This is a genomic window from Acinetobacter sp. SH024, assembly GCF_000163635.1.
Taxonomy (GTDB): Bacteria; Pseudomonadota; Gammaproteobacteria; order Pseudomonadales; family Moraxellaceae; genus Acinetobacter; species Acinetobacter pittii.
Genome location: NZ_GG753600.1, coordinates 718236 through 730180, shown reverse-complemented (window position 1 = coordinate 730180; position 11945 = coordinate 718236). Strand labels below are relative to the sequence as shown.

At 40.7% G+C, this 11945-nt stretch carries 10 protein-coding genes; all 10 read left to right on the top strand.

Translation table 11 applies throughout. From position 1 onward, the window contains the following. Positions 1 to 2: 2 nt before the first annotated feature. The 10 genes from HMPREF0013_RS09290 to HMPREF0013_RS09245 all read left to right on the top strand — a co-directional run bounded on the left by HMPREF0013_RS09290 (position 3) and on the right by HMPREF0013_RS09245 (position 11908). The gene (locus tag HMPREF0013_RS09290) at positions 3 to 623 is read left to right on the top strand and encodes an RNA polymerase factor sigma-70 (protein ID WP_002163216.1); all 621 of its coding nucleotides are present in this window, start codon (positions 3 to 5) and stop codon (positions 621 to 623) included. Beyond that, a complete protein-coding gene (locus HMPREF0013_RS09285) occupies positions 617 to 796 on the top strand; it encodes a zf-HC2 domain-containing protein (RefSeq protein WP_002163210.1) in 180 nt (59 codons plus the stop codon). The genes HMPREF0013_RS09290 and HMPREF0013_RS09285 overlap by 7 nt, the downstream gene beginning before the upstream one ends. A gap of 91 nt (positions 797 to 887) precedes the next feature. After that, positions 888 to 1799 carry a LysR family transcriptional regulator MumR gene (gene mumR / locus HMPREF0013_RS09280; protein ID WP_002163208.1) on the top strand — a complete coding sequence of 304 codons (912 nt, stop codon included), beginning with the start codon at positions 888 to 890 and terminating at the stop codon, positions 1797 to 1799. Between the two features lie 298 nt (positions 1800 to 2097). Beyond that, positions 2098 to 3351: an NRAMP family divalent metal transporter gene (locus HMPREF0013_RS09275; RefSeq protein WP_079377711.1), complete on the top strand. Its 1254-nt coding sequence runs from the start codon at positions 2098 to 2100 to the stop codon at positions 3349 to 3351. 34 nt (positions 3352 to 3385) lie between these two features. Next, positions 3386 to 4150, top strand: a complete 765-nt coding sequence (locus tag HMPREF0013_RS09270; RefSeq protein ID WP_002163220.1) for a LamB/YcsF family protein — start codon at positions 3386 to 3388, stop codon at positions 4148 to 4150. A gap of 2 nt (positions 4151 to 4152) precedes the next feature. Beyond that, on the top strand, positions 4153 to 4968 hold the full coding sequence (locus tag HMPREF0013_RS09265; RefSeq protein WP_005802547.1) for a putative hydro-lyase: 816 nt from the start codon (positions 4153 to 4155) through the stop codon (positions 4966 to 4968). A 32-nt stretch (positions 4969 to 5000) separates the two neighbouring features. Further along, positions 5001 to 6587 carry an urea amidolyase family protein gene (locus HMPREF0013_RS09260; protein ID WP_002163212.1) on the top strand — a complete coding sequence of 529 codons (1587 nt, stop codon included), beginning with the start codon at positions 5001 to 5003 and terminating at the stop codon, positions 6585 to 6587. Then, positions 6584 to 8302 carry an acetyl/propionyl/methylcrotonyl-CoA carboxylase subunit alpha gene (locus HMPREF0013_RS09255; protein ID WP_002163233.1) on the top strand — a complete coding sequence of 573 codons (1719 nt, stop codon included), beginning with the start codon at positions 6584 to 6586 and terminating at the stop codon, positions 8300 to 8302. The genes HMPREF0013_RS09260 and HMPREF0013_RS09255 overlap by 4 nt, the downstream gene beginning before the upstream one ends. Before the next feature lie 303 nt (positions 8303 to 8605). After that, positions 8606 to 9826: a chloride channel protein gene (locus tag HMPREF0013_RS09250; protein ID WP_002163229.1), complete on the top strand. Its 1221-nt coding sequence runs from the start codon at positions 8606 to 8608 to the stop codon at positions 9824 to 9826. A 342-nt stretch (positions 9827 to 10168) separates the two neighbouring features. Next, entirely contained in the window at positions 10169 to 11908 is a 1740-nt protein-coding gene (locus HMPREF0013_RS09245) for a ShlB/FhaC/HecB family hemolysin secretion/activation protein (RefSeq protein WP_002122106.1), read from the top strand. The last annotated feature ends 37 nt before the right edge of the window (positions 11909 to 11945 follow it).

Genomic DNA, 11945 nt, shown 5'->3' with positions numbered 1-11945 from the left:
GGATGACTTCAGCCGTGGCATCAGATCATGAAGAAATAGGGGATCAGCTGCATAATCCAGCCTTTTTACAAGACTTAAGACAGCAAATGATAAAATTTGCTTTTTTACAGCTTTCTTCTCTTCCTCAAGCTGAAGATGTGGTGCAAGAGGCATTAACGAGTGCTTTCCAGCATTTAGATTCATTTAAAGGACGTGCTGCGTTTAAAACATGGGTGTTCGCGATTTTAAAAAATAAAATTATTGATGTGATTCGGCAAAAATCGCGTTTGGTCTCAATGACAGAATTATTTAAAGATGAGGAAAGTGAACTGAGTATTGATGCACTGTTTGATGCTTCCGGACATTGGCATAAATATGAAGCGCCTCAAGCATGGCAAAGCCCTGAAGAAATGATGGAGCAGGCATATTTCTGGATGATTTTTGAAGCTTGTTTAAATCATTTACCTGCCAAATATGCTCAAGTTTTTATGATGAGAGAGGTGATAGAGCTGAGTTCTAATGAGATTTGTAGCAAGTTGGAATTGTCTATCTCAAACTTTAATGTGTTGATGTATCGGAGTCGTACCCGACTACGTGAATGTTTAGAAAATAAATGGTTATTGAAGGAGGATTGTTCATGCTGACATGTCGACAAGCCACTCAACTGTTGTCTGAAAAGCAAGATAGACCATTGTTATTACGTGAGCAAAGTGGTTTACAACTGCATTTATTGGCGTGCCGCTCATGCCGCCGTTATTCAAAACAGATCAAAACAATTAGTCAGCTTTCTAAGGCATTTAAAAGTTTTGATGGCTAATTTTATTTAAAAATTTATTTATTGCTAGCCTAATTACGCTAACAACTCCCATACTATAAAAGTAAAGGAGTTTTTTAAGACAGGATGACACGTGAATTTAAAGAATCTTGAAGCATTTTATTGGGTTGTGACTTTAAAGAGCTTCAATAAGGCCGCGACTAAATTACAAACCACCCAGCCTGCGGTCTCTCAAAAAATCACAGCTCTTGAAAATGAATTAGGCTTTAAAGTTTTAGATCGAAGTTATCGGCAGCTTAAACCAACACACAAAGGCTTAACTTTATTTAAGTACGCCGAAAAATTTATGCGACTAGAGACCGATCTGGTGGCTGAACTGACTGAAAATCAGCACCTGACTGGCACCATTCGTTTGGGAGTTTCCGAAACTATTGTTTATACATGGTTGGTTGAATATATCGAAAAGGTTCAGCAAGAGTTCCCCAAAATTTCAGTAGAAATTGTAGTGGACCTTACGCCTAACTTACAAGAAGGTGTTCGGACAGGTGACTTAGACATGGCTTTTTTACTTGGGCCAACTTTAGCTTTTGAGTGTATTGAACAAGCTTTGTGTGACTTTGAACTCAGTTTCTTAGCTTCACCTTCATTTAAAGGTGGAGTTGCTCAAATGTCTTTTAAAACATTAATGTCACATACCATTTTAACTTATCCAAAAATTACCTATCCCTATAAAGAATTGAAAGCACGAATGAAAGAGCAAGGGATTGATGAACCACTTTCAATTACCAGTTATTCATTGGCAACGCTGTTGCGTTTAGCCGAGCAGGGCTTAGGTATTGCGGTGGTGCCGACCTTAACGGCGTTAAAAGAAATTACTGATGGGCGACTAGAAATATTAAATACGCCTATTCAGTTAAAAACCTTTCATTTCACCTCGATCTACATTCAAGGAAATGATGTTGCCTTAAAAGAGAAATTGACCGAAGTCGCGGTTAAAGTATCTGAATGCGCTATGAAAAGACTCAATGAGCAAATAAAAAAATAAGCTGTTTTGTATGTAAAACAATAAAGGCAGCTTATTAACTTCAATAAGTAAAGCTTATCCTGATCTTCTAATAATTAATAAATTATTAAAAATCAAATATTTGAATTTTTAATTTTATGTAAAAAGTCTTATTGTCCGTAGGGATTAGCTATGTTTTTATTTTAGACACAAGATTTGATCACCGATTGTGTTGATTGGGGAGCAGGGAATCTTTGTCATTTTAAAGGATTAAAGAATATCGTTTGGGACAAAAAATGGTGTTCTTGGTTCAACTTGAAAATAGCGTTGTTAAGCTCAAATGGATGAGGAACGCATTAATATGTCTTTACTGAAATCTTCTTTTTTATCAGATCGCCAATGGGCCATTGTGGCCTCGATCTTTATGATGGCGACCTCTGCAATGGGGCCCGGATTTTTAACCCAAACTGCTGTATTTACAGTCAAGTTAGGCGCGGCATTTGGCTTTGCCATTTTAGTTTCCATTCTGATTGATTATGTGGTTCAACAAAACATTTGGCGTGTGGTGACACTTACTCAAATGCGTGCATCTGATATTGCCAATAAAGCATTACCGGGTAGTGGTTATTTACTGGCGTTTCTGGTGATTTTAGGCGGGTTTTTCTTTAGTGTCGGTAACATTGCCGGTGCAGCTTTAGGTTTAAATGCGCTTTTTGGCCTAGACACAAAGTGGGGCGGTATTTTAAGTGGTGCATTAGCCATTTTGATTTTTGCATCAAGAAAAGCAACGCTTGCCATGGATAAAAGCATGATCGTGTTGGGATTACTTAAAATCCTCCTGATTATTATCGTTGCTGTCATTGTGATGCCTCCTGTCGGGCAAGCTGTACATCAAACTTTTGCGCCAGATCAGATCGACTTTGCCATTATTACCACCATTGTTGGCGGTACGGTTGGTGGCTATATCTGTTACGCGGGAGCACACCGTTTACTCGATAAAGGTGCTGTTGGCCCTGAAAATATTGATGAAGTTGCTAAAGCTGCGACCAAGGGCATTGTTGTGGTCGGCATCATGCGCTATGTGTTGTTCTTGGCTTTTTTAGGTGTGGTGGTGAGCGGTGCAACCATTGATTTAGCCAGCCATGACGCCAATCCAGCAGCTCAAGCATTCCAATATGCAGCGGGTACATTTGGTTTTAAATTATTCGGCTTAATTTTCTGGGCAGCGGGTATTAGTAGCACGATCGGCGCAGCATATACTTCAGTGTCATTCTTTACTGCATTTAAAAAGAACTTAAAACCAAAACAAACCAACTATACGACCATTACCTTTATTGCATTGGCTTTATTGCTCTATGTGTTATTGGGTGCAACTCCGGCAGGTCTACTTATTTTTGTAGGCGGTTTTAACGGTTTGGTGTTGCCAATTGGCCTTACAATTTTTGTGTATGTTGCCGCGTGCCGTAAAGATTTGATGGGTAATTATAACTATCCAAAATGGTTGCTTATTTTGGGTGGGTTAACATGTCTGTTAACGTGGTGGATGGGCTACATGTCGTTTACGACTGTGTTTAACTATTTGACCAAGCTTTAAGCCAGACTGCGTGAAGTGATAAAGGAATAATGCCATGTTTGTAGATTTAAATAGTGATTTGGGTGAAAGCTTTGGCTCATGGAAAATGGGTAATGATGACCAGATTTTACCTGTCGTGACCAGTGCCAATATTGCTTGTGGCTTCCATGCTGGCGATCCACTCGGCATTTTAAAAACGGTTCGTAAAGCCGTTGAGCTTGGTGTGACCATTGGCGCTCACGTGTCTTATCCAGACCTTGTAGGCTTTGGCCGCCGTAATATGGATTTGTCACGTGACGAATTGGTTGCCGATGTGCTTTACCAAATTTCTGCACTCGATGGTTTGGCTAAAGTGGCAGGCTCAAAAGTGCAATACGTTAAACCACATGGCGCGCTTTATAACACCATTGCACATGACCAAGCTCAGGCAGCAGCCGTGATTGATGCCATTAAAATGTATAACCCTGAACTGGTTTTAGTGGCTTTGGCAGGTTCTAACTTAGTCGAACAGGCACGAGCAGCGGGTTTAAAAGTTGTATCAGAAGCATTTGCTGACCGTGCTTATAACAGCGATGGTTCATTGGTTTCCCGCCGTCTAGAAGGTGCGGTTTTACACGACTCGGCATTTGTTGCGACCCGTGTGGTGTCTATGCTTAAAAATGGTGGAGTTGAGTCAATTGATGGCGTATTTACCCCAATTCAAGCCGATACCATTTGCCTACATGGCGATACCGACGGTGCGCTAGAGATGTCGGCTGCCATTAAAGCCGAGCTTGTAAAAAATAATATTGAAATTCGCCCGTTTGTAAATAAAGCATAAGGATGAGCATCATGTATAAGGATATTAAAGTCGACCCAGCTCAGCTTGAAGCCGCGTTAGAGGCGCGTTTAAAAATCCGTGCAGGTTTTGATAAACCGACAGCAGGCATGGCTGCGGGCATGACGCAAGTCAACATGATTTCGGTGCCAAAAGAGTGGGCATATGACTTTTTACTCTATGCACACCGTAACCCGCAAAGCTGCCCAGTGCTTGATGTGCTCGAAGAAGGCATCTATGCAACTAAGCTTGCAGCTGACTCAGACATCCGCACTGACTTCCCACGTTATCGCATTTGGAAAGATGGCGAAATGGTCGATGAAGTGACCGATGCAAGAGAGATTTATAACGCTCATCCTGATTTGGTGACATTCTTAATTGGCTGTAGTTTTTCATTCGAAACAGCTTTGCAAGAAGCGGGTATTGAAGTTCGCCACATTCATGATGACACCAATGTGCCGATGTATTTGAGTAATATTCAGTGCGAACCAGCAGGCCGTATTTCAGGAAATATGGTGGTTTCCATGCGACCAATTCCATCGCATCAAATTAGTGAAGCGGTAAAAATTACAGCACGTATGCCGAGTGTACATGGCGCGCCTGTACATATTGGTCACCCTGAAAGCTTAGGCATTAAGGATGTAAATAAGCCAGACTTTGGCGATGCTTCTCGTATTGAAGCGGGTGAAATTCCAGTGTTTTGGGCGTGTGGAGTAACGCCGCAAGCTGCCGTCATGAACTCGAAAATTCCTTTTGCGATTAGTCATGCGCCGGGTTACATGTTTATTACCGACATTCCTGACCGTGCTTGGATTGACTAACTGGACTAAAGAAGAATTAAAAGGATAAGCAAATGCGTTTTTTATCGGTAAACGCCGACTGTTTCCTGATTGAGCTTGCGAGCTTAGAGGAAACTTTGGCGTTGTACAATAAATTGCAAAATACGCAATTGAATGGAATTAAAGACTTAGTCCCCGCTGCAAAAACAATTTTGGTTTTCTTTAATGAGATCGAAACCAACTTTAAAACGCTGGTTGCTTCAATTCAGAGTCTCAAAATTGATTCTGGATTTGAGCGTAGCGACCAAGAAGTGATTGTGCCGATTTGCTATAACGGCGAAGACCTTGCGCAGGTTGCCGAGTTGCAAGGTTTATCTGTTGCCGATGTGATTAGAAAACATCACCAAAGCGTATGGAATGTGGCTTTTATTGGTTTTGCACCGGGTTTTGCTTATATGAGCAGTCCCGATAAGCCTTTTACTGATATTCCGCGCTTAACGGTTCCGCGTAAAAAAATACCGTCAGGTTCTTTGGGCTTGGCTGGAAAATACTCTGGTATTTACCCAAAAGACAGTCCGGGTGGTTGGCAGCTGATTGGTACTACATCAGAAAAAATGTGGGATTTAGAGCGTAAAAATCCAGCACTACTTTTACCGGGTATGACCGTACATTTTGAAGATGTGACGCATAGCCCGACAACCGTAAATATACCACAGCAAATCACGCGTACGGTTGAGCCGAAACAATCGGTGCCACTATTTACGATCACTGCGCCAAGTTTACAAATGCTTATTCAAGATGAAGGGCGTTTAAACCAGACCAATATTGGGGTTGGCGTAGCGGGTGCAATGGATTTATCTGCCATGCACAGTGCTAATCGTATTGTCGGTAATCCAACCAATACACCCGTCATTGAAGTTTTAAATGGCGGTCTAAAAGCAAAGATGCAACATGCAGGTGTTATTGCGGTGGCTGGGGCCATCTCAAACATTCGTGTGAAATTTGCGGATGGTCAAACCGCAGACTTTGCAAGCTATCAACCGATTGATTTGGATGAAGGCGATGAATTTCAAATTCAGCCACCAACAGCAGGCTTAAGAAATTATTTGGCTGTTCGTGGAGGCATAGACGTTGAACCTGTACTCAATAGTGCCTCATTTGACAGCTTGGCAGTGTTAGGGCCAGAGCCTTTAAAACTTGGAGATACCATTTACCAAGGGCAGGTAAAGGCAGCCAATACTAGCGTAAATGAAGTGGGCAAAAGTGACTTACCGCGAGCTGGCGAAGTCGTTGAGCTAGATATTGTGATGGGCCCACGTACAGACTGGTTTGAACAAGACAGTATTGAACTACTCTGTCAGCAAGAGTGGCTGGTAACAAATGAAAGCAACCGAGTCGGGCTAAGACTTTCAGGTGAACAGCCTTTAACTCGCAAAATTACCCATGAACTGGAAAGTGAAGGCACTTGCATTGGCGCTTTGCAGATTCCACCGAGTGGCCAACCCGTTTTGTTTATGAATGATCACCCTTTAACGGGCGGATATCCAGTCATTGGCTCTGTTGCTAAACACCATTGGGATTTGGTGGCACAGATTCCGGCAGGTTGCCGCATCAAATTTAAAAAAATTGCTGAATTTACAGATTTTGAGAATGAAAGATGAATACAGAAAAATTATTGATTGCTAACCGTGGTGAAATTGCCGTTCGTATTATTCATGCCTGCCGTGACATGGGAATTTCATCGGTCGCATTATATGCAGATGACGATATTGGCAGCATGCATGTCGAACTTGCAGATGAAGCATGGGGCTTGGCTGGTGCAACTGCTATCGAGACTTACCTAAATATTCCTGCGATTATTGAAGTTGCAAAGAAATCGAAAGCAACTATGGTGCATCCGGGTTACGGCTTTTTATCTGAACGTGCTGAGTTTGCTCAAGCCGTGATTGATGCAGGCTTAAAATGGGTCGGGCCATCACCAAGTGCGATTGAAAAACTAGGCGATAAAATCGAAGCACGTAAAATTGCAGCTTCGGTTGGTGCGCCCTTGGTTCAGGGTACGCAAGACCCACTCAATAATGCAGATGAAGCTTTAGAGTTTGCCAAACAATATGGTTTACCAATTGCAATTAAAGCCGCATTCGGTGGCGGTGGGCGTGGCTTAAAAGTCGCGTGGAAACTCGAAGAAGTGAAAGAGCTTTATGAGTCGGCAGTACGAGAGGCAAAAGCTGCTTTTGGTCGTGGTGAATGTTTTGTCGAGCAATATCTTGATAAACCGCGCCATGTAGAAGCGCAGGTGATAGCAGACCAACATGGCAATATTGTGGTGCTTGGCACACGTGATTGTTCATTGCAACGCCGTAACCAAAAATTAGTCGAAGAAGCACCAGCACCATTTGTTAGCGATGAGATTTACCAGCAAATTTTAAGCTCGGCAAAAAACATTTGTCAGGCCGCAAACTATGTGGGTGCGGGAACAGTTGAATATTTACTGAGTCGTGACGGTAAGCTTTCATTCTTAGAAGTAAACACTCGTTTGCAAGTTGAGCATCCTGTTACCGAAGAAACGTCGAAAGTCGATTTGGTGGTGGAACAAATTCGTGTTGCACAAGGTGAAGCGCTTTCTATTAAAGAAACACCAAAAGCACAAGGCCATGCCATTGAGTTTCGTATCAATGCCGAAGACCCAGCACGTGGTTTTATTCCAGCCTTTGGTGTGTTGAGTTTATTTGAAGCGCCGTTTGGTAACGGTGTACGAGTCGACACAGGTGTTCGCACTGGGTCATTAGTGTCTAGCCATTTTGACTCACTCATGGCAAAGCTAATTGTGATTGGTCCAACCCGCGAAGTTGCAATTGCTCGCGCTAAACGTGCTTTAAAACAATTTAAAATTGAAGGCGTAGCTTCGGTTTTAGATTTTCACCGCGCGGTACTTAATGAACCTGACTTTACAGATGAATTTAATGTACACACGCGCTGGATTGAAAACGACTTTAAACAAGAATTAAAGCCAACCAAACGTGGCATTCCAAACCATCAACAGCCAATGCTGCTCAGCTACATTGAAATTGATGGCAAATTACACCGTTTAGGTTTACCTGCGGGTATGTTTGCACAAGGCCCAGCAACTGCAGTTCAAGCGCAGACTGCCGAGCCAGAAGTAAGTGCCGAGCATTTACTTGCTCCAATTAATGGTGTGATTAGCGCTTGGAAAGTCGAAAATGGTGAGCAAGTCACAGAAGGCCAAGTGGTTGCCATTATGGAAGCCATGAAAATGGAAGTACAGGTACTGGCACACCGCAGTGGCGTTATTCAGATTGGCGCAGAGAAGGGCGCGACCTGTCATGCAGAAACTGTGATTGCGAGTATTAATTAAGTTTTGAATAAATGATTTGGCTCACTTAAGCATCAGTTTAATTGGGTCAAATCGAATGCTTATTTATTCACTTAGTTCGTTATTTTTCGCAGTACTCGTTAACCATTTTCAGCTTGAAAATTAGCACTAATTATGAGATATTCCTCACAGTTTAGTGATGTGAAAATTAATCACTGTATTGAAAGCTCGCTTATGCGGGCTTTAATTTTTAGCCCAGTTTAAGCATTTCTCACTTAATGAGCTGGCAGCATAAAAACAATTTGAGAATTTGGCACTCACTCAAAGGCGAATTGAAGAAAGCGAATGAAAATTCTACCTTCATCTGAATATGATCAAATTCTAAAATACAGTGTCTATTGGCTCGTCATCTCGATCGTGATTGGAGTCGTAGCAGGGCTAGCTTCGACCTTAATTTTTGTGGCTTTTGATATTTCAAACAAAGTTCGAAGTCTGCATCACTGGCTGATCTACTTTTTACCTTTTGTGGGTTTTGGTATTGGCTATCTCATTAAAAAATATGGATCACCGATTGAGCGGGGAACTCATTTACTGATTGATGAAATTCACCAGCCGAAGTCGTTCATTCCAAAACGAATGAGCCCCATCATTTTTATCACCTCAATTTTAACGCAGTTGTTTGGTGGTTCGGCAGGGCGTGAGGCCCCAGCGGTTCAGCTTTCGGGTGCCTTAATTGACCACTTGAGCCATATATTAAAAATCTCGGAAGACAACCGAAAAATCTGTTTAATCGCCAGTATTGGTGCAGGCTTTGCAGGGGTGTTTGGCTTGCCTCTAGCGGGTGCAATCTATGGGTTGGAAATTACTGCTTTAGGTAATTTAAGATACTCAGCTATTTTTCCATGTTTTGTGTCGGCGCTGATTGCATCGGCCATCCCTGAGCTATTTGATATTGTTCATCCGCATATTTTCTATGTGATTAGTGAGTTTCCGGCCATTCATTTTGGCACGCTTATGAACTTAATTGTGGCAGGTCTGATCTTTGGTTTAGTCGCACGTTTCTTTATTGCTGCCATTCATTTTGCGAGTGACGTCTTTTATAAATATGTGCGTTATTTGCCATTAAGAACGATGGCGGGTGGTATTGTCATTATGCTACTTACCTTGTTCACTGCGCATCAGCAATACAACGGTTTGGGTACAGATAAAATCATTTCATCTTTTTATGTGCCGATTGAGTTTTACGACTTTTTTAACAAGACTGTTTTTACTGCCATCACTTTAGGTTCAGGCTTTAAAGGCGGTGAAATTACGCCGTTGTTTTATGTAGGTGCGACGTTAGGGAATGCTTTAGGAGCAGTTTTAAACCTGCCAATTTCATTGCTTGCAGGCTTAGGTTTGGTGAGTCTATTTTCTGGGGCGAGTAAGGCACCGTTAACATCTATTATTTTAGCTGTTGAGCTATTTGGAATGAATGTTGCCACTTACGCCATTATTACCTGTTTGTTGGCAGCGCTATTTTCAGGGAATTGTGGGTTGTATCGCCGTAAAAAGTTGATGGATTGATTAAGCATTTCTAAGGAGTTGAGTGATTTCAAATTGCTTAACTCCTATTAAATCTTCTTTTTTTAATAATAAAAATTGGCCTAGTAAATGAAATACTTCTAAAAATATGAAAGAATTGAATTTATATCTTTATAAAAGAAGATATAAATTAATTTTAATGAACAACTATTGTTTCCTAAATATTTAAACTATAGATATACATTAATAAAAATTAAAAATATTTAAAAAATTTCCAAAATGTTTCAATTATGAATTTTTTATGACATTTATTGTTGATTGTGAATGATTCATGTAGTTTTTGTTTGATTTTTTATCCATTTGGTAAATTAAAAATAACATTTTATGCAAAACAAAATTTTTTTTACTCACGCTTTTTTTCTTTTGTATGGGTTAGCTACACATGCTTATGCTATCGATGATATTTCTTTACCAGATCGTATACGTCAGGAACAACGTTTAAAAGAGCTTAATCAACAATTAGAAGAGCAAATCACTCAGCTTGTACCTAAACCTGTCACTACCCAATTGCAGGATTTTAAAACTATAGTCGTTTCGGAAGAGCCATGCGTTAAAGTCAAGAATATTGATTTTGATAGAAAGACGTTACAGGACCCTGAACACTATAAATTTCACTTTATGCTTCGGGCAATCTGGAATCATCCGCAGAAGATTATTGGCAAGTGTATTGGTACGCAAAGCTTACGTAACCTCGTTAATTTCGCCCAAAATGAATTGATTAAAAAGGGTTTTATTACCAGTCAGGTTACTGTTGCCCCCCAAGATATTCAGCAAGGTTCTTTGCGACTTGGTGTGCAGATTGGGCGTTTACGTAAGATCATCGTAGAAGGTGAGCAACTCTCCTTATTACAACTTAAAGCATCTTTACCATTTAAAGAAGGCGATGTCCTTAATCTACAACAACTTGATCAGGGTCTCGAAAACTTAAAACGAGCTTATACGGTAGATATACAAATTGTGCCGTCAAATGAGTCTGTTCAGGAAGCTAAAGGGTATAGTGATCTGATTATTAAGTTACAGCCACAATCAAAAATCAATTTAAATTTTGCTCTGGATAATTCAGGGAGTAAAGATACAGGTCGTTATATAGGTAGTCTAGGACTCAATATTAATAATCCATTCTATTTAAGTGATTCTCTTTCTTTTAATTTTAGTCATTCATTAGATAACTTACATCGAGACTTAAATAAAAACTACTTTGTAAGTTATCAGCTTCCGTTAGGAAATTATGATTTCAGTACTAGCTATAGCCGTTATCAATACGAGCAAAATGTATTGGGTGCAAATGGTGTACTACGTTATCACGGCTTAAGTCAGCAGGGTAATTTGAATGTATCCCGTGTACTTAGCCGAAGTGGGCAACATAAAACCAGCCTCTATGGCAAGCTCTACCATAAGCAAAATTCAAACTTTATTGATGATATTGAAATCGAAGTACAACGTAGAAAAACTTCAGGCTGGAATGCCGGGATACAACATCGCCAATATCTGGGTGATGCTGTATTAGATGCGGGTTTGGATTATCGGCATGGCACAGGCGCATTTGATGCGTTGTTAGCACCAGAAGAACAAATTAAGGACATTGATAAAAATCCATTACCGTCAGAAGGGTATTCCCGTGCACCGATATGGAGTGCCGATTTACGTTTTCAAATGCCATTTTTGCTTTTAGATACGCCTGCTCAATACCGTTTGAACTGGCGTGGACAATATGCTCCACGAGTTTTAGTACCTAATGATCGTTTTTATATCGGTGGTCGTTATAGCGTTCGAGGTTTTGATGGTGAACTGATGCTATCAGGCGATAACGGACAGTATTTACAACAGGAAATCAGTGTAAATACACAAATTCCTAATACTCAATTTTACATGGCTGTAGATCAGGGATGGGTGAACGGTGAGAACAGTATTGCTGGGCAGCGTCATCTGATGGGAAGTGTCGTAGGACTACGAAGTTATCTCAACCATTTTTATATTGATGCCTTTACAGGGCGAGGCCTAATCGCACCTAAAAATATAAAAAAAGACTGGATTTTGGGATTTAGCCTAAATGCTTTTTATTAAGTTTCCTTAAGAAACAAAATTAATTTTAATTAGAGAA

Bases quoted from the DNA above. Each gene is read 5' to 3' on its own strand.
- HMPREF0013_RS09275 (WP_079377711.1), top strand. From the start codon at position 2,098: ATGGATGAGGAACGCATTAATATGTCTTTACTGAAATCTTCTTTTTTA.
- HMPREF0013_RS09265 (WP_005802547.1), top strand. From the start codon at position 4,153: ATGAGCATCATGTATAAGGATATTAAAGTCGACCCAGCTCAGCTTGAA.
- HMPREF0013_RS09245 (WP_002122106.1), top strand. From the start codon at position 10,169: ATGCAAAACAAAATTTTTTTTACTCACGCTTTTTTTCTTTTGTATGGG.
- HMPREF0013_RS09260 (WP_002163212.1), top strand. From the start codon at position 5,001: ATGCGTTTTTTATCGGTAAACGCCGACTGTTTCCTGATTGAGCTTGCG.
- HMPREF0013_RS09290 (WP_002163216.1), top strand. From the start codon at position 3: ATGACTTCAGCCGTGGCATCAGATCATGAAGAAATAGGGGATCAGCTG.
- HMPREF0013_RS09255 (WP_002163233.1), top strand. From the start codon at position 6,584: ATGAATACAGAAAAATTATTGATTGCTAACCGTGGTGAAATTGCCGTT.
- HMPREF0013_RS09285 (WP_002163210.1), top strand. From the start codon at position 617: ATGCTGACATGTCGACAAGCCACTCAACTGTTGTCTGAAAAGCAAGAT.
- HMPREF0013_RS09250 (WP_002163229.1), top strand. From the start codon at position 8,606: ATGAAAATTCTACCTTCATCTGAATATGATCAAATTCTAAAATACAGT.
- HMPREF0013_RS09270 (WP_002163220.1), top strand. From the start codon at position 3,386: ATGTTTGTAGATTTAAATAGTGATTTGGGTGAAAGCTTTGGCTCATGG.